The organism is Streptomyces sp. NPDC006733 (assembly GCF_040636125.1).
In the GTDB taxonomy this organism is placed as follows: domain Bacteria; phylum Actinomycetota; class Actinomycetes; order Streptomycetales; family Streptomycetaceae; genus Actinacidiphila.
The window spans coordinates 17,082-33,701 of sequence record NZ_JBEYJD010000028.1; the positions used below are offsets into that span (position 1 = coordinate 17,082).

Below are 16,620 nucleotides of genomic sequence, written 5' to 3' on the forward strand. Positions count from 1 at the left end.
GAAGGGGGTGCGCTGCGGATCAGGAGCGTACTTCGAGCAGCGGCACGTGCTGCTCGACGGGGGTCATCGAGCCGTGCAGGCCGACCATCTGGGACTCCCCCGACTCCGTGCGGTTGGCGACGATCGCGATGTCGTCGCGGGCGACGGCGATCACGTCGCCGATCCTGCCGAGCACCCGTGCGTCGACGGGGTCGCCGGGAGGGCCGAACCAGCCCGCCGCCACGGCCTCTTCACGGGTGGCGACCCACATCTGCTCGCCGAGCACCTCGCTCCACACCGCGTACACGTCGGCGGCGGCCCCCGGCACGGCGTAGACGTGGCGGGCCCGGGCCTCGCCGCCGAGGACGGCGACGCCGGCGCCCAGCTCCCAGTCCTCGTCGAAGTCGATCCGGGACTCGGGGTCGAACGGGATGTCGATCATGCCGTGGTCGGCGGTGATGTACAGCGCGGAGCGCGGCGGGAGCTGCTCGGCCAGCCGCTGGGCGAGCCGGTCGACCATCATCAACTGGCCGCGCCAGGCGTCGGAGTCGATGCCGTGCCGGTGGCCCATGGAGTCCAGCTCGCTGTAGTACGTGTAGACGAGCGTCCGGTCGGCGGCGCCGAGCCGGTCGGCCGCCAGGTCCATCCGCTCGTCGCCGGTGAGTCGGCCGTGGAAGGTGCCGCCGCTGAGCGCGATCTTCGTCAGCGGGGTGTGCTGGAAGCCGGGCGAGGACACCTGGCAGGTCGCGACCCCGGCGGCGTCGGCGAGCTGGAAGACGGTGGGGTACGGCTGCCACACGTGCGGGTCGGTCCACGGCTGCCAGCGCAGCTGGTTCATCAGCCGGCCCGAGGACGGGTCCAGGACGGTGTAGCCGGCGAGCCCGTGATGGGCCGGCGCCAGGCCGGTGCCGACCGAGGCGAGCGAGGTCGCGGTGGTGGACGGGAAGCCGGCGGTGAGCGGCTGCCCGGCGCCGCCGCGCGAGGTGTGCATCAGGGAGGCGAGAAAGGGCGCCTCCTGCGGGTGCGCGCGCAGCGCCTCCCAGCCCATGCCGTCGACCAGGAAGACGCAGACGCGGTCGGCGGGGGCCAGTTCGAGGCCGGTGGCGGGCATGCCGGGGACGGCGAGCCCGGCCGCGGCCGCGGGGAAGACGTCGCAGAGCGAGGCGGTGCCGTAGAGCGGTGCCGGTGCGGTACGCGGATCCAGGGGCGCGGGCTCGTAGGCGGGTACGGCGCGCGCCATCAGCGGTCGGCCGCCGTCGCCTCGGAGAGCGCCTGCGCGAAGGCCAGGGCCTGGCGGACGGCGTCCGGCCCGTCGCCGGCCTCGCTGACCCGCAGGGAGAGGTCGTCGGCGGTGGAGGAGCCGGTGTAGCCGTGGTCGGCGTCGCAGTTGGGGTCGCCGCAGGCGGCGGGCTCCAGGTCCAGCCGGCTGACCGCGCCCCAGCCGATGGTCAGCACGACCTCGCGCGGCAGCGTGCCCGGCACGTAGGCCTCGGGGTTGGCCACCACGCGGCTCACCACCACGGACGAGATCCGGCCGATCTTCACGGACTCGGTGGAGGTGGTCGCGTACGGGGTCGGGGAGGTGTCGTCGGCGGCCTGCTCGTCGGTGTGGCTGACGATGAAGCGGTGGTCGGTGATGACCAGCACCGTCACGTGCCGGCGCACCTCGTTCGCGTCGAAGGTCGTCTCCTGGTGGACCAGGTACGACGCCACCGGCTCGCCGCCCACCGCGGCCTCGACGGCCTCGGCCACCAGGGCCGGGTAGTAGCCGCTGCGCTCGATGGCCGTGCGCAGGCCCTGGGTCGTCATACCGGTCTTCGCCATGAGGTCCATCCTAAGGGCGGGCACCGCTCAGAAGGACGACAGTGCGCGTGGTCCCAGGTCGGTTCTGGCGGGCGGGCGGTCCAGGCGGACGGAGGCTCCGAGCACCGTGAGGCCGCGGGCCGCGACGACCACCGGCTCCAGGTCCACGGCGACCACTTCCGGGAGGTCGTCGACGAGCAGCGACACCCGCAGCAGCAACTCCTCCAGCGCGGCGGTGTCCACCGGCTCGCTGCCGCGCCAGCCGAAGAGCAGCGGGGCGGCCTTGATGGAGCGCACCAGTTCCGCCACGTCCCGGTCGGTGGCCGGCACCAGCCGGTGGGCGGTGTCCCCCAGCAGCTCCGAGGGGGCTCCGGCCAGGCCGAACGAGAGCACGGCGCCGACCGCCGGGTCGACCGTGGCGCGGACGACGGTGTCCACCCCGCGCGGCGCCATCGCCTGCACGACCAGCAGCAGCTCCTCCGGCTTGCCCAGGCGCGCGGTCAGCTCCTCGAAGGCGCGCCGCAGGTCGTCCTCGTCGGCGAGGTCGAGCCGGACGCCGCCCAGGTCGGCGCGGTGCCGCAGGTGCGGGGCCGTCGTCTTGAGCGCCACCGGGTAGCCGAGCCGCCGGGCGGCGGCGAGCGCGGCGGTGATCCCGGGCGCGGGCAGCGCGGACCGCACGGTGATCCCGTACCGCCCCAGCAGCGTGGCGGTGGCCGCGTCGTCGAGGACGACGCCGTGCTCGCCCCCGCTCTCCCCCGCGTCCAGCAGCCGGGCCACGTCGGCGGCCGCCGCGCTCTCCTCGATGTCCGCGAACTGCGGGACCCGGCCGGGCGTCCCGGCGCCCTTCCGCCACAGCGCGTACTCGGCGGCCTCGGCCAGCGCGCGCACCGCGCGGTCGGCGGCGGGGTAGGCCGGGACCCGCGCCCGGTCCGGCCCCTCGCCGGGGGCGACCGGGGCGCCCAGCCGGTCGGCCATCGTCTCCAGCGCGAGGTGGGCGACGACGACGGGTTTGGCCGCGCCGGCCGCCGCCTCGCGCAGCGCGTGGGCGAGGGCGGGGTCGTCGCCGGACTCCGGGTCGGGGGCGTCCTCGCAGCCGACCCGCGGGATGGCGGTGACGAGCACCGCGTCGCTCGCGTCGTCCGCCAGCGCCGCGGCCAGCGCGGTGCGGAAGTCGTCGGGAGCGGCCGACGTGGTGAGGTCGATCGGCGCGACCGGCCGCAGGCCCGCGGTCAGGGCCGCGTCGTAGGCGAGCAGCCCGAGGGAGTCGGAGTTGCCGAGGATCGCCAGCCGGGTGCCGCCCGGGATGGGCTGCAACGAGAGCAGCAGGCCCACGTCGAGGAGTTCGGTGACGGTGTCGACGCGGATCACCCCGGCCTGCCGGAACAGCGCGGAGACCGTGCTGTCCGGGATCCGGGTCGGGGACACGGCGTGTCCCGCCGGGGTGGTGCCGGAGTGCAGGGCGCCCTTGACGACCACGACCGGCTTGCTCGCGGCGGTCCGCCGGGCGAGCCGGGTGAACTTGCGCGGGTTGCCGAAGGATTCGAGGTACATCAGGACGGCGTCGGTGTCCGGGTCGTTGTGCCAGTACTGCAGCAGGTCGTTGCCGGAGACGTCGGCCCGGTTGCCCGCCGAGACGAACGAGGAGAGGCCGGCGCCGCGCCGGTGCAGCCCGGACAGCAGCGCGATGCCGATCGCGCCGGACTGGGTGAACAGCCCGAGCCGTCCGGTGGCCGGCACCTCGGGCGAGAGCGAGGCGTTGAGGCGCACGGCCTCGGCGGTGTTGATGATGCCGAAGGCGTTGGGGCCGATGACCCGCATGCCGTACGAGCGGGCCTGGCGCACCAGTTCGCGCTGCCGCTCCCGGCCCTCGGGGCCGGCCTCGGCGTAGCCGGCGGTGACCACGACCAGCCCCTGCACGCCGTTCTCCCCGCAGGCCGCGACGGCGGCGGGCACGTTCGCGGCGGGCACCGCGACGATCGCCAGGTCGACGGGTTCGGGGATGCCGGCGAGGGTGCGGTGGGCGCGGACGCCGTCGAGGGTGCTCTCGCCCTCGGGGAACGAGCTGTTGACCGCGTGCACCCGGCCGGTGAAGCCGCCCGCGACCAGGTTGCGCAGCAGGGTGCGGCCGACGCCGCCGGGCCGCCGGCTCGCGCCGATCACGGCCACCGAGCGCGGGGTGAGCAGCCGCTGCACCGAGCGCGCCTCGGCCCGGTGCTCGCGGGCCCGCATGACCTGGACCGACGCCTCGGTGGGCTCCAGGTCGAGTTCGAGGTGGACGACGCCGTCGGTGAAGCTGCGCTGCTGGGTGTAGCCCGCGTCGGTGAAGACCTTGACCATCTTGCGGTTGGCGGGCAGCACTTCGGCGATGAAGCGCAGGATGCCGCGCTCACGGGCGACCGCCCCGATGTGCTCCAGGAGCGCCGAGGCCACCCCGCGGCCCTGGTGGGCGTCCTGGACGAGGAAGGCCACCTCGGCGCGGTACGCGTCGCCGCTGGCCGGGCGGCCGTCGGCGTCGATGCGGTCGTAGCGGACGGTGGCGATGAACTCGTCGCCGACGGTGGCGGCCAGGCCCACGCGGTCGTCGTAGTCGTGGTGGGTGAAGCGGTGCACGTCCCGGTCGGAGAGCCGGGGGTAGGGCGCGAAGAAGCGGTAGTACTTCGACTCGTCGGAGACCTGCTCGTAGAAGTCCACGAGCCGCTGGGCGTCGTCGGGGCCGATGGGCCGGATGTGGGCGATGCCGCCGTCGCGCAGGACGACGTCCGCTTCCCAGTGCACCGGATAGGGGCGGGAGGCCGGAGTCGTCATGGGGTCAGGGTAGCGACCTCGTGCGCCCGGCCGGCTCGATGCTGTCCGGGCGCGTCCGTCTGGCGTCGGCTCCCCGCAGCGGGCAGGCTGAGCTGCGTCGAGGTGTCTGAGCAGTCTTCTCCCCGTGCGAAACTGGTCTAGACAACAGGAACGACCTGAAGGGCTACACCATGGTTGAGCGCCGTGTCACCGTCGGCTGGGCCGAGGGCCTGCACGCCCGCCCCGCTTCACTCTTCGTCCGCGCGGTGACCGCCGCCGGCGTCCCGGTGACGATCGCGAAGGCGGACGGCAACGCCGTCAACGCCGCCTCGATGCTGGCCGTGCTCGGCCTGGGCGCGCAGGGCGGCGAGCCGGTCGTGCTCGCGTCGGAGGCCGAGGGCGCCGACGCCGCACTCGACCGGCTGGCCAAGCTGGTCTCCGAGGGTCTCGAGGAGCTCCCCGAGGCCGTCTGAACCCCTGGGCGCATGCCCGTGCGGGAATGGGCGGGGCCGCGTTGTCCGACGGGATAACGCGGCCCCGCCTTTTCCATTCCGCGCGCCGTTTCCGGGCGCGTTGAAGAGTACGTTTCCGGCTCCGTTTCCGAGCGCCGATAATTCTGCCCACTTGTATACGGCGCCATTGTTAATTCCTCCGGCGCGCCGCGTATACAGGATGTTTCGGAGTTCTCACCGCGACCGCGCGCTCCACATGTCCGGCGGAGATCCTGCGGGCCCGCTCCGCGTCGCCGCGGGCCACCGCGTCGACGATGGCGCCGTGCTCCTCCCAGGACTCGACGGCCCGGCCGGGCTCGCCCTCGCCGTACACCCAGGCGATCTTGTGCCGCAGCTGGGTGAGCAGGGCGGCCAGGGTGGCGCTGCCCGAGGCCTGGGCGAGCGTCTCGTGGAACCAGCCGTTCAGCGACGGCAGGTCCGACAGCTGGCCCTGCTGGGACCGCTCCTGGCCCAGCCGCACCAGCCCGCGCAACACCTTGAGGTGGGCGTCCGTGCGCCGCTGGGCGGCCCGCGCGGCCCCCAGCGGCTCCAGCAGCCCGCGGATCTCCAGCAGGTCGGCCGCCTCCTGCTCCGTCGGCTCCGCGACGGAGGCGCCCGCGTGCCGCCGGGTCCTGACGAACCCCTCGGACTCCAGCGTGCGCAGCGCCTCGCGCACCGGGACCCGGGAGACGCCGTAGCGCCTCGCCAGCAGCTCCTCGGTGAGCCGGCTGCCCGGCGGGTAGAAACCGCCGACGATGTCGTCACGGATCGCGGTGCACACGACCTGTGCGGAGATACGGCGCCCCGCGCCGTCCGTCCCGTTCACACCCGATTCCGCATCGCCGGTCTCCATTCATTTCCCCGTATTCTTCGGCGACTCTATTCCAGCACATCCGCGATTCCGACCGCAGTCCAGAATTCATGGATTATTTTTGGACAGCACGGCGGCACCGCGCCACGGCAGCACGAAGGCCCCGGCGGGGAGCCGGGGCCTTCGAGGGGGGACGGGAGTGCTGGGATCCGGGAGGGATCAGATGGCGACGCCGTGCGAGCGCAGGTACGCCTCGGGGTCGATGTCCGAGCCGTACTCGGCCGTGGTGCGGGCCTCGAAGTGCACGTGCGGTCCCGTGACGTTGCCGGTCGCGCCGGACAGGCCGATCTGCTCGCCGGTGGTGACGGTCTGGCCGACCGACACGCTGAGCGAGGACAGGTGGGCGCAGAGCGTGTAGATGCCGTCGCTGTGGCGGATCACGACGTTGTTGCCGTAGGCCGAGTCGAAGCCCGCGGTGACGACGGTGCCGGCGCCGACGGCGTGCACCGGGGTGCCGGTGGACGCGGTGAAGTCGACACCGGTGTGGTAGCCGGAGGACCACATGGAGCCGGCGACCTTGTACTCGGTGCCGATGCCGCTGTCGACGGGCAGCACGAAGGAGTTGAGCTTCCTGCGCTCCTCGTCACGGGCGGCGCGGGCCTGGGCCACGCGCTCGGCCTCGCGGTCCGCCTTGGCCTTCGCCTCGGCGGCGGCCTTCTTCGCGGCGGCGTCGGCCAGCCGCTTCGCCTCGTCCGCCTTGCGCTTGGCCTCGGCGGCCTTGCGCTTGGTCTCGTCGGCCGCCTTGTGCTGGGCGGCGGCCTGGGCGGCGAGGGAGTCGGCGAGGCTGTCCGAGGCGGTGACGGCGCGGGCGAACGCGATGTCCTCGATCGCCTGGGGAGCGACGTCGCCCGGCGTGGAGAGCGCGGTGGCGGCGGTGGCCCCGAAGGTGCCGGCCGCGGTCAGGACCGCGACGCCGGCCAGGGTGGTCCCGGTGCGCAGAGCGGCACGACGGGGACGGCGGTGCTTCCCGCTGGGCGCGGGCAGAACGTTGAACGCCATGGGTGCGGCGAGATCCTTTCCTTCCTTCTCGCCTACCGGGTTAGCTGACGGGTTCGGAGCAGGAAGGTCTCCTACGGGCTGCCCCGCACGGCGGGGTCGGCCCGATTCACCCCAGGGACGTGGGTCCCCGGCTCCCCAGGCTCGCGCCTGACGGGGACTCGGCGATCACTGCCCGGTTGCCGCAGGACGCGGCGGATGGTGACGGGCAGCAGGAGGACGCTAATCGGACCGCCCGGGTTACGCCAAACAGATCAGGTGATTTGTTGCGTTCGCCACAAGGACGGTTTGCGGGCCGATAAAGATCCAAAACGCCCGGAACCCCGGCGTCCCAAGGGGAGCGCCGGGGTTCCGCCGGCTGTCGCGGCCGGAGCCGGTCAGCCGGCCGCGATGACCTTCACCGGGCCGAGGCCCAGCTCCGTGACGGGCCCCTCGATCGCCGAGGCGTCGCCCACCAGGACGACGACCATGCGCTCCGGCGGGAAGGCGCTGACCACCGCGGCGGTCGCCTCCACGGTGCCGGTCCGCGCCAGGCGCGCGTACATCTGCGCCTGGAAGTCGTCCGGCAGGAACTGCTCGACCTGGTCGGCGAGCGTGCCGGCGACGGCCGCGGCCGTCTCGTAGCGCAGCGGGGCGACACCGACGAGGTTCTGCACGGCGACGTCGCGCTCGTCGTCGGTCAGCCCCTCGGCCGCCAGGGTGCGGATGACCTGCCAGGCGTCGGCCAGCGCGGGTCCGGTGACCTCGGTGGCCACCGAGCCGCTGATGGCGAGCAGCGAGGCGCCGGTGCCCTCCGGGGTGGACAGCAGCACCTGGCCGAAGGCCCGCACGCCGTACGTGTAGCCCTTCTCCTCGCGCAGCACCCGGTCCAGGCGGGAGGTCAGGGTGCCGCCCAGGCAGTACGTGCCGAGCACCTGCGCCGGCCAGACCGGGTCGTGCCGGTCGGAGCCGGTGCGGCCGATCAGCAGCTGCGTCTGCACCGCTCCCGGCCGGTCCACGATCACCACGCGCGCGGTGTCGTCGGAGGTGATCTGCGGCAGCGGGCGCGGCTGCGCGGTCGAGCCGGTCCATTCACCGAGCGTCTCGTCCAGCAGCGCGACCAGGTCGATGCCGGTCAGGTCGCCGACGACGACGGCCGTGGTGGTGGCGGGGCGCACGTGCGCCTCGTAGAACGCCCGGACGGCCGCCGCGTCGATCCGCGCCACCGTCTGCTCGGTGCCCTGGCGCGGGCGGGAGCAGCGCAGGTGCGCGGGGAACAGCTCGGCGGACAGCGCCATGGAGGCGCGGCGGGCCGGGTTGGCCAGCTCGTGCGGGATCTCGTCGAGGCGGTTGTTGACCAGCCGCTCGACGTCGCTGTCCGGGAACGCCGGGGCGCGCAGGGCGTCCGCCAGCAGCCCGAGGGCCTTGTCGAGGCGGGAGGCCGGGACCTCCAGGGAGACCCGGACGCCCGGGTGGTCGGCGTGCGCGTCCAGGGTGGCGCCGCAGCGCTCCAGCTCGGCGGCGAACTCCTCCGCGGTGAGCTTGTCGGTGCCCTCGGAGAAGGCGCGGGCCATGATCGTGGCCACGCCGTCCAGGCCCTCGGGCTCCGCGTCCAGCGGCGCCGACAGCAGCACCTCCACCGCGACGACCTTCTGGCCGGGGCGGTGGCTGGTGAGCACGGTCAGCCCGTTGCCGAGCGTGGAGCGGTCGGGGGCCGGGAAGGCCCACGGCTTGGGGGCGCCGGGCTGCGGCTGGGGGTGGAACGTCATGGTCGCGGCGACGTCGGTCACTGGTCCGCGCCTTCCTGCTCGGTCTCTTCGGCCGCCTCGTCGGGCGAGCCGGTGGGCTCGTAGACCAGGACGGCTCGGTTGTCGGGGCGCAGCCGGGCCGCGGCGACGGCCCGCACTTCCTCCGGAGTGATCTCCAGCACCCGCTGGACGGCGGTGAGCGCCAGCTGCGGGTCGCCGTAGAGCACCGCGAAGCGGCACAGCTCGTCGGCCCGGCCGCCCACGGTCGCGAGCCGGTCCAGCCACTCGCGCTCCAGCTGGGCCTGGGCCCGCTCCATCTCCTGCGGGGTGGGGCCCTCGGCGGCGAAGCGGGCCAGCTCCTCGTCGACGGCCGCCTCGATGTCGGTCAGCTCGGCGCCGCTGGACGCCTTGACGTCCAGCCAGCCCAGCGACGGGGCGCCGGCCAGCCGCAGCAGGCCGAAGCCGGCCGCCACGGCGCTGCGGTCGTGCCGCACCAGCCGGTTGTGCAGCCGGGACGACTCGCCGCCGCCGAGCACCGTCAGCGCCAGGTCGGCCGCGTCGGACTCCCGGGTGCCGTCGTGCGGCAGCCGGTACGCGGCCATCAGGGCGCGGGAGGGCACGTCCTCCTCGACGACCTCGCGCAGCTGCCCGCCCATCACGTCGGGCAGCGACCCGTCGCGGGGGGTGGGCTTGCCGTCGTGGCCGGGGATGGTGCCGAAGTACTTCTCGACCCACGCCAGCGTCTGCTCCGGGTCGATGTCGCCGACCACGGCCAGCACCGCGTTGTTCGGCGCGTAGTACGTGCGGAAGAAGGCCCGCGCGTCCTCCAGGGAGGCCGCGTCCAGGTCGGCCATCGAGCCGATCGGGGTGTGGTGGTACGGGTGGCCGTCCGGGTAGGCCAGCGCGGTCAGCCGCTCGAAGGCCGTGCCGTACGGCACGTTGTCGTACCGCTGGCGGCGCTCGTTCTTGACGACGTCGCGCTGGTTCTCCAGGCTCTCCTCGTCCAGCGCGGTGAGCAGGCTGCCCATCCGGTCGGCCTCGAGCCACAGCGCCAGTTCCACCTGGTGGGCCGGCATCGTCTCGAAGTAGTTGGTGCGTTCGAAGCTGGTGGTGCCGTTGAGCGAACCGCCCGCGCCCTGGACCAGCTCGAAGTGACCGTTGCCCTGCACACTGGCCGAGCCCTGGAACATCAAGTGCTCGAACAGGTGGGCCAGTCCGGTCCGGCCTTTCACCTCATGACGGGAACCGACGTCGTACCAGAGGCACACCGAGGCGACCGGGGTGAGGTGGTCCTGGGAGAGCACCACACGCAGGCCGTTCGCCAAACGGTGTTCGGTTGCTGTCAGGCCGTCGGAGTCCTGCGGCGGTGTGCCGTCCGACGTGGCCGTGAGACCCATGGGCAAGCTGTCCTTCCGGTCGTATGCACGTGTCGTGGTCGAGTGCTGACACTCTAGGCAAGCGTGCCGACACCACGCGAAGTTCCCGCTCACGGCACGCTTATGCCGGGCGGTGGTCACCAGTGTCAGCGGGCCGGTCCACAATGGTCCGCGTCAGCCCCGTCCAGGTCCAGGAAAAGGAGCAGCAGCCGCGATGGCCCGCCGCACCACGAAGACCCCACCTCCCGACGACTTCGAGGAGCGCATCCTCGACATCGACGTCGTCGATGAGATGCAGGGCTCCTTCCTCGAGTACGCCTACTCGGTCATCTACTCGCGCGCCCTGCCCGACGCCCGTGACGGGCTCAAGCCCGTGCACCGGCGCATCGTCTACCAGATGAACGAGATGGGGTTGCGCCCCGACCGCGGCTACGTGAAGTGCGCCCGCGTGGTCGGCGAGGTGATGGGCAAGCTGCATCCGCACGGCGACGCCTCCATCTACGACGCCCTCGTCCGCATGGCGCAGGGATTCTCCATGCGCCTGCCGCTCGTCGACGGGCACGGGAACTTCGGTTCCCTGGGCAACGACGACCCGCCCGCCGCGATGCGCTACACCGAGTCGCGGATGGCCGGGGCCGCCACGCTGATGGTGGAGTCCATCGACGAGGACACCGTCGACTTCTCGCCCAACTACGACGGCCAGGAGATGGAGCCGGTCACGCTCCCGGCCGCCTATCCGAACCTGCTGGTCAACGGCGCTTCCGGGATCGCGGTCGGCATGGCGACGAACATGCCGCCGCACAACCTCGGCGAGGTCATCGCCGCGGCCCGGCACCTGATCAAGCACCCGGGCGCCGACCTCGAGACGCTGATGCGCTTCGTGCCGGGCCCCGACCTGCCCACCGGCGGCCGCATCGTCGGCCTGGCCGGCGTGCGGGACGCGTACGAGAACGGCCGCGGCACGTTCAAGATCCGTGCCACCGTCTCGGTCGAGGACACCTCGCCGCGCCGCAAGGGCCTGGTCGTCACCGAGCTGCCGTTCACGGTCGGCCCGGAGAAGGTCATCGCCAAGATCAAGGACCTGGTCGGCGCGAAGAAGCTCCAGGGCATCGCCGACGTGAAGGACCTCACCGACCGGTCGCACGGCCTGCGGCTGGTGATCGAGGTCAAGAACGGCTTCCACCCCGAGGCCGTGCTGGAGCAGCTCTACAAGCTGACGCCGATGGAGGAGTCCTTCGGCATCAACAACGTGGCGCTGGTCGACGGGCAGCCGCTCACGCTGGGCCTCAAGGAGCTGCTGGAGGTCTATGTCGACCACCGCTTCGAGGTGGTCAGGCGCCGCAGCGAGTTCCGCCGCACCAAGCGCCGGGACCGGCTGCACCTGGTCGACGGCCTGCTCGTGGCCCTCATCGACATCGACCAGGTCATCGCGCTCATCCGGTCGAGCGACAACTCGGCGCAGGCCAAGGAGCGGCTGATCGCCCACTTCGGGCTGTCGGAGATCCAGACCCAGTACATCCTGGACACCCCGCTGCGCCGGCTCACGCGGTTCGACCGCATCGAGCTGGAGTCCGAGCGCGACCGGCTCAACGCCGAGATCGAGGCGCTGACGGTGATCCTGGAGTCGGACGCCGAGCTGCGCAAGCTGGTCTCCAACGAGCTGGCGGCGGTGGCCAAGCAGTACGGCACCGACCGCCGCACGGTCCTGCTGGAGTCGGCCGGCTCGCCGGTCTCCTCCGTCCCGCTGGAGGTCGCCGACGACCCCTGCCGGGTGCTGCTGTCCTCGACGGGGCTGCTCGCGCGGACCGCCAACGGCGAGGAGTTCGACGACAGCGAGGGCAAGCGCGCCAAGCACGACGTCATCGTCTCCGCGGTGCCGACCACCGCGCGCGCCGACGTCGGCGCGGTCACCTCCGCCGGCCGGCTGCTGCGGCTCACCGTGATCGACCTGCCGATGATGCCGGACACCCATGGGGCGCCGAACCTGGCGGGCGGCGCGCCCGTCTCGGAGTTCCTGTCCCTGGAGGCCGGCGAGCGGGTGCTGTGCCTGACGACGCTCGACGAGTCCTCGCCGGGGCTCGCGCTCGGCACCGAGCAGGGCATCGTCAAGCGGGTGGTCCCGGACTATCCCGCGAACAAGGACGACCTGGAGGTCATCGGCCTGCGGGACGGCGACCGGGTGGTGGGCGCCGTGGAGCTGCGCACCGGCGAGGAGGACCTGGTCTTCATCACCGACGACGCCCAGCTGCTGCGGTACCCGGCTTCGCAGGTGCGCCCCCAGGGGCGCCCGGCGGGCGGCATGACCGGCATCAAGCTGACCGACGGGGCGAAGGCGATCTCCTTCACGGCCGTCGACCCGGCCGGGGACGCGGTGGTGTTCACGGTGGCCCGCGCCGACGGCACGCTCGACGGCTCGGTCCAGGGCACGGCCAAGCTCACCCCCTTCGAGCAGTACCCGCGCAAGGGCCGGGCGACCGGCGGGGTGCGCTGCCAGCGCTTCCTGCGCGGTGAGGACGGTCTGGTGCTCGCCTGGGCGGGCGCGGTCCCGGCCCGCGCCGCGACGGCGACGGGCATGCCGGCCGACCTGCCCCCGAAGGACCCCCGCAGGGACGGTTCCGGCGTGGCGCTGGCCAAGCCGATCACGGTGGTGGCCGGACCGGTCTGATCAGCGGTTCCGCCGGAAGGCGGCTCGCAGGGCGCGGCGCCGTCGGTGCCGCGCCCTGTCGCGCTGCGGTTAGGCTGCCCTGTGTGAGTACGTGCACGAACGCTTCGGCGGAGCTGGCCGAACCGCTCGCCGCCACCGCCGCCACCGCCAGGACCTGGCTCCTGCTCGAACAGGCCGGCCCCTGGGGGGCGAAGGCCCTCACCTCCAGCCATCTCGACCCGGCGGTGGGCCGCGCCCTGGAGAAGGCCGCGAAGGGCACGGACGTCAGGGTCGCGCTGATCCGGCGGCCCGGCCGCCACGCGGACCACCGCGTCCCGCCCTCCCGGCGCCGGGTGATCGTCTCCCACACCGTCCCCGGCCGGTCCTGGGTCCGGCAGGACGTGACCGCCGACCCCGCCGCCCTGCTGGAGCTGGACTTCGCGGCCCTGGGCGCCGGCGACCACGGGGGGTTCGGGGAGCCGCACGGGGAGCCGGTCGCGCTCGTCTGCACCAACGGCAGGCGGGACCGCTGCTGCGCGCTGCACGGCCGCCCGCTGGCCGCGCGGCTGGCCGCCGAGGGCGGCGGCGACGTCTGGGAGATCACGCACATCGGCGGCCACCGCTTCTCCCCCACCATGCTCGTCCTGCCGACCGGCTACGCCTACGGGCGGATCGACGCGGAGCAGGCCCACCGGGTGCTCAAGGCGGCGCGCGACGACCGGGTCGCGCTCGACGGCTGCCGCGGCGCCTCGGCGTGGGAGCGGCCGGGCCAGGCCGCCGACCTCGCGGTGCGCGCCCTGACCGGCGAGGACCGCGCGCGGGCGCTGGCCGTCGAGCGGACGGAGGGCTCGTCGCCGTCCTGGACGGTGCGCGTGGCGCACACCGACGGCCGGGCCTGGGACGTCGCCGTCACCGGGACCGCGGCGCTGCCGCCGCGCCCGGAGAGCTGCGGAGCGGCCCTCGGCTCACCCGCCCGGATGGATGTCACGGGGATCGAGGCGGTGGCCGGGGGCCGCTGACCGCGGCGGCGTCGGGGACGCGGCTCAGCCGGCCTTCTTCACGAACTCCGAGGTGTAGGTCTTCTCCAGGTCCACCGTGGCGTGCTGCAGGGCCGGGTTGAACGCCTTGAGGACCTTCTCGACGGTCTGCGGGCCGTCGGGCGGCATGACCCCGTCCTTGGTGAACATCGGCAGCGTCGCCTTGATCGACTGCGCGTACAGCTCCTTGCCGCCCTGCGCGTAGTCGGCCGGCATCTTCGCGGCGATCTCCTCCGGGGTGTGCGTGGACATCCAGGAGAGGGTCTTGACGAAGGCGTTGGCCATCTTCTGCACGGTCGCCTTGTGGCCGTTCACCCAGTCGGTGCTCATGTAGAGGCTGGACGACGGGTAGAGGCCGCCGAGGGCCGCCTTCGACCCCTCGGGGGTGCGCATGTCGTACAGCACCTTGCCGATGCCCTTGTCGAGGATCTGCGCGACGGTCGGGTCGGTGGTCATACCGCCCTGGATCGAGCCCTGCTGCAGGGCCGCGATGAACGTCTGGCCGGCGCCGACGGCGACCGGGGTGAAGTCGCTGACGTCCACGCCGTTCTTGACGGCGAGGTACTTGGTGAGGAAGTCGGTGGAGGAGCCGAGGCCCGTCACCCCGAGCTTCTTGCCCTTGAAGTCCTTGGCCGACGAGATGTCGCCGGCCGCCTTGGTGGAGACGACCTCCACCTCGCCGGGGGCCTGCGCCAGCTGCACCACCGACTCGATGGTCTTCCCCTTGACCTGCAGATCGAGGGTGTGGTCGTAGAACCCGACGACGCCCTGCACGTCGCCGGAGACCAGCGAGGTGGTGGCCTGCACCCCGGCGGGCTCGGTGAGCAGCGTGACGTCCAGGCCCTCGGCCTTGAAGAAGCCGAGCTGCTGGGTGAGCATCGCGGGCAGGTAGATGACCTTGTCCAGGCCGCCCACCATGATCTTGACCTTGCCGTTGTCGCCCGCCGCCGAGGAGTCGCCGCCGCAGGCGGTGAGGGTGGTGAGGGCGAGCGCTCCGGCGACCGCGGCCGCGGAGATTCTGGCCATGCTGCGCATGTTCACGTCCTTGTGAGGGTGCTGCGAAAGGGGAGGGGGGAATGTCGTGTTCGGGGGACGGTGTCTCAGGGGCGCGGGCTCAGCGGTCGGCGCCCGGCTGCTCCGGCTTCCAGCGGAACAGCCGCTTCTCGCCGAAGGTCAGCAGCCCTTCGGCCAGCAGCGCCACCACGGCGAGGATCACCATGGCCGCGTACACCCCGGCCGCGTTGAAGGTGCCCTGCGAGGCGGAGACCAGCAGGCCCAGGCCCTTGGTCGCGCCGATGTACTCGCCGACGATGGCGCCGATCAGCGCGAAGCCGAACGAGACGTGCAGGCTCGTGAAGATCCAGGACGTGGCGGACGGGATGACCACCTGCAGCGTCACGCGGCGGTTGGAGGCGCCGAGGATGCGCGCGTTGGCGACCAGGTTGCGGTCGACCTCCCTGGCTCCCTGGAAGGCGTTGAAGAAGACCGGGAAGAAGACCAGGACGACCGCGGAGGCGACCTTGGACGCCGGGCCGAGGCCGAACCAGATGAGGAAGATCGGCGCCAGCACGATGCGCGGCAGGGCGTTGAGCACCTTGATGTACGGGCCGAGCACGTCGGCCAGGAAGCGCACCCGGCCGAGCACGATGCCCAGCAGCACGCCGGCGACGACGCCGATGATCCAGCCGAACAGCGCCTCGTAGAGCGTGTACCAGATCTGCTCCCACAACGAGCCCTGCGCGGTGCCGTGCAGCGCCCACTGCCGGATCTGGTCCCAGATCTTCGACGGCATCGAGAAGTTGAACGGGTCGATGATCCCGGTGCGGGCGAACCACTCCCACAGGCCGATCACGGCGACGAGCAGCAGCAGCCGGGTCCCGTAGACCAGCGCCCGGCGGTTGCGGGCGGCCCGCGCCCTGGCCCGGGTGCGCTCGTTGGGAGCCGCGGCGGGGCCGTCCTTCGTGGTCACGGCCTCGGTGACGGTGCTGGTGGCGGTGCTGGTGGCGGCTTCAGGCGGCATGGCCGGCTCCCCTCTCGCGGGTGATGCGGACCTCTTCGCCCAGCGACGACCAGATCTCCCGGTAGATCTCCAGGAACCGCGGTTCCATCCGGACCTCCTCGACCTTGCGGGGCCGGGGCAGGTCGATCGTGAAGACCTCCTTGACGGTCGCGGGCCCGGCCGTCATGACCACGACCTTGTCGGCCAGTGCGATGGACTCCTCCAGGTCGTGCGTGACGAACACGACCGAGGAGCCGGTGCCCGCCCACAGCTCCAGCAGCTCGTCCGACATCAGGGCCCGGGTCTGGACGTCGAGCGCCGAGAAGGGCTCGTCCATCAGCAGGATCTCGGGGTCGTTGACGAAGGTCGCGGCGAGCGCCACGCGCTTGCGCTGGCCGCCCGACAGCTGGTGCGGATAGCGGTCCTCGAAGGACGTCAGGCCCACCCGGGCCAGCCACTCGCGGGCCCGTTCCCTCGCCTCGGCCCTGGGTGTGCCGCGGAAGCGGGGGCCGGCCATCACGTTGGACAGCACGGTGCGCCAGGGGAAGACGGCGTCCTGCTGGAAGACGAACCCGACCTTGTCGCCGATGCCGCGGACCGGCTCGCCGGCCACCAGCACCTCGCCCTCGGTCGGCTCCTCCAGGCCGCTGACCAGGGTCAGCGTCGTGGACTTGCCGCATCCGGTCGGTCCGACGACCGCGACGAACTCGCCGCGCTCCACGGTCAGGTCCAGGTCGCGCACGGCGGTGTGCAGCGCCCCGGACGGGGTCCTGAACGCCTTGCTCGCTCCCCGCAACTCGATGGCGGGACTCGTTTGACTGCTCATGGGCCGGGACGTTAGGTGCGGCCCGGGGCCCGGCGGGAGCCTTGTGAGCACAGGGCGCCTTCTGCCCACAACCGCCGTTCTGCTCGT

13 protein-coding genes and 1 riboswitch are annotated in these 16,620 nt (G+C 72.9%); of the genes, 3 read left to right on the top strand and 10 right to left on the bottom strand.

The genetic code is table 11. The features are described from left to right. Positions 1–19 precede the first annotated feature (19 nt). Genes ABZ721_RS24165 through ABZ721_RS24175 form a run of 3 tightly spaced genes read right to left on the bottom strand, consistent with a single transcriptional unit; the run spans position 20 to position 4,587 of the window. Entirely contained in the window at positions 20–1,219 is a 1,200-nt protein-coding gene (locus ABZ721_RS24165; RefSeq protein WP_358790762.1) for a nucleotide pyrophosphatase/phosphodiesterase family protein, read from the bottom strand. Beyond that, positions 1,219–1,803, bottom strand: coding sequence for a DUF5998 family protein (locus ABZ721_RS24170; RefSeq protein WP_138357495.1), 585 nt, complete (start codon positions 1,801–1,803; stop codon positions 1,219–1,221). Before ABZ721_RS24170 ends, ABZ721_RS24165 begins: the two co-directional genes overlap by 1 nt. A gap of 27 nt (positions 1,804–1,830) precedes the next feature. Then, positions 1,831–4,587: a GNAT family N-acetyltransferase gene (locus ABZ721_RS24175; protein WP_358790763.1), complete on the bottom strand. Its 2,757-nt coding sequence runs from the start codon at positions 4,585–4,587 to the stop codon at positions 1,831–1,833. 170 nt (positions 4,588–4,757) lie between these two features. Here ABZ721_RS24175 and ABZ721_RS24180 point away from each other — a divergent pair, with 170 nt between their 5' ends. Next, positions 4,758–5,039, top strand: coding sequence for an HPr family phosphocarrier protein (locus ABZ721_RS24180; protein ID WP_277440470.1), 282 nt, complete (start codon positions 4,758–4,760; stop codon positions 5,037–5,039). A 169-nt stretch (positions 5,040–5,208) separates the two neighbouring features. Here ABZ721_RS24180 and ABZ721_RS24185 read toward each other — a convergent pair whose 3' ends face one another. The 4 genes from ABZ721_RS24185 to ABZ721_RS24200 all read right to left on the bottom strand — a co-directional run bounded on the left by ABZ721_RS24185 (position 5,209) and on the right by ABZ721_RS24200 (position 10,048). After that, on the bottom strand, positions 5,209–5,910 hold the full coding sequence (locus tag ABZ721_RS24185) for a GntR family transcriptional regulator (protein WP_358790764.1): 702 nt from the start codon (positions 5,908–5,910) through the stop codon (positions 5,209–5,211). Between the two features lie 177 nt (positions 5,911–6,087). Continuing rightward, positions 6,088–6,927 (bottom strand): M23 family metallopeptidase, encoded by an 840-nt coding sequence (locus ABZ721_RS24190; protein WP_358790765.1) that lies wholly within the window; start codon positions 6,925–6,927, stop codon positions 6,088–6,090. A gap of 15 nt (positions 6,928–6,942) precedes the next feature. Continuing rightward, positions 6,943–7,101, bottom strand: a riboswitch (cyclic di-AMP (ydaO/yuaA leader). Positions 7,102–7,301: 200 nt separating this feature from the next. Continuing rightward, positions 7,302–8,693, bottom strand: coding sequence for a pitrilysin family protein (locus ABZ721_RS24195; RefSeq protein WP_358790766.1), 1,392 nt, complete (start codon positions 8,691–8,693; stop codon positions 7,302–7,304). Continuing rightward, the gene (locus ABZ721_RS24200) at positions 8,690–10,048 is read right to left on the bottom strand and encodes a pitrilysin family protein (RefSeq protein ID WP_358790767.1); all 1,359 of its coding nucleotides are present in this window, start codon (positions 10,046–10,048) and stop codon (positions 8,690–8,692) included. Before ABZ721_RS24200 ends, ABZ721_RS24195 begins: the two co-directional genes overlap by 4 nt. Before the next feature lie 193 nt (positions 10,049–10,241). Between ABZ721_RS24200 and ABZ721_RS24205 the strand changes: the two genes are divergently transcribed. Beyond that, entirely contained in the window at positions 10,242–12,692 is a 2,451-nt protein-coding gene (locus ABZ721_RS24205) for a DNA topoisomerase IV subunit A (RefSeq protein ID WP_358790768.1), read from the top strand. 83 nt (positions 12,693–12,775) lie between these two features. Next, positions 12,776–13,690, top strand: a complete 915-nt coding sequence (locus ABZ721_RS24210; protein WP_358790769.1) for a sucrase ferredoxin — start codon at positions 12,776–12,778, stop codon at positions 13,688–13,690. 24 nt (positions 13,691–13,714) lie between these two features. Here ABZ721_RS24210 and ABZ721_RS24215 read toward each other — a convergent pair whose 3' ends face one another. The 3 genes from ABZ721_RS24215 to ABZ721_RS24225 form a co-directional block, all read right to left on the bottom strand. Further along, positions 13,715–14,743, bottom strand: coding sequence for an ABC transporter substrate-binding protein (locus ABZ721_RS24215; RefSeq protein ID WP_358790770.1), 1,029 nt, complete (start codon positions 14,741–14,743; stop codon positions 13,715–13,717). Between the two features lie 79 nt (positions 14,744–14,822). After that, positions 14,823–15,728, bottom strand: coding sequence for an ABC transporter permease (locus ABZ721_RS24220; RefSeq protein ID WP_358790771.1), 906 nt, complete (start codon positions 15,726–15,728; stop codon positions 14,823–14,825). Next, the gene (locus ABZ721_RS24225; protein ID WP_358790772.1) at positions 15,718–16,533 is read right to left on the bottom strand and encodes an ABC transporter ATP-binding protein; all 816 of its coding nucleotides are present in this window, start codon (positions 16,531–16,533) and stop codon (positions 15,718–15,720) included. Before ABZ721_RS24225 ends, ABZ721_RS24220 begins: the two co-directional genes overlap by 11 nt. Between the last annotated feature and the right edge of the window lie 87 nt (positions 16,534–16,620).

Coding starts and splice junctions, on each gene's coding strand:
- ABZ721_RS24175 (WP_358790763.1), bottom strand. CDS start 4,587: ATGACGACTCCGGCCTCCCGCCCCTATCCGGTGCACTGGGAAGCGGAC.
- ABZ721_RS24200 (WP_358790767.1), bottom strand. CDS start 10,048: ATGGGTCTCACGGCCACGTCGGACGGCACACCGCCGCAGGACTCCGAC.
- ABZ721_RS24225 (WP_358790772.1), bottom strand. CDS start 16,533: ATGAGCAGTCAAACGAGTCCCGCCATCGAGTTGCGGGGAGCGAGCAAG.
- ABZ721_RS24165 (WP_358790762.1), bottom strand. CDS start 1,219: ATGGCGCGCGCCGTACCCGCCTACGAGCCCGCGCCCCTGGATCCGCGT.
- ABZ721_RS24170 (WP_138357495.1), bottom strand. CDS start 1,803: ATGGCGAAGACCGGTATGACGACCCAGGGCCTGCGCACGGCCATCGAG.
- ABZ721_RS24190 (WP_358790765.1), bottom strand. CDS start 6,927: ATGGCGTTCAACGTTCTGCCCGCGCCCAGCGGGAAGCACCGCCGTCCC.
- ABZ721_RS24205 (WP_358790768.1), top strand. CDS start 10,242: ATGGCCCGCCGCACCACGAAGACCCCACCTCCCGACGACTTCGAGGAG.
- ABZ721_RS24185 (WP_358790764.1), bottom strand. CDS start 5,910: ATGGAGACCGGCGATGCGGAATCGGGTGTGAACGGGACGGACGGCGCG.
- ABZ721_RS24215 (WP_358790770.1), bottom strand. CDS start 14,743: ATGCGCAGCATGGCCAGAATCTCCGCGGCCGCGGTCGCCGGAGCGCTC.
- ABZ721_RS24220 (WP_358790771.1), bottom strand. CDS start 15,728: ATGCCGCCTGAAGCCGCCACCAGCACCGCCACCAGCACCGTCACCGAG.
- ABZ721_RS24180 (WP_277440470.1), top strand. CDS start 4,758: ATGGTTGAGCGCCGTGTCACCGTCGGCTGGGCCGAGGGCCTGCACGCC.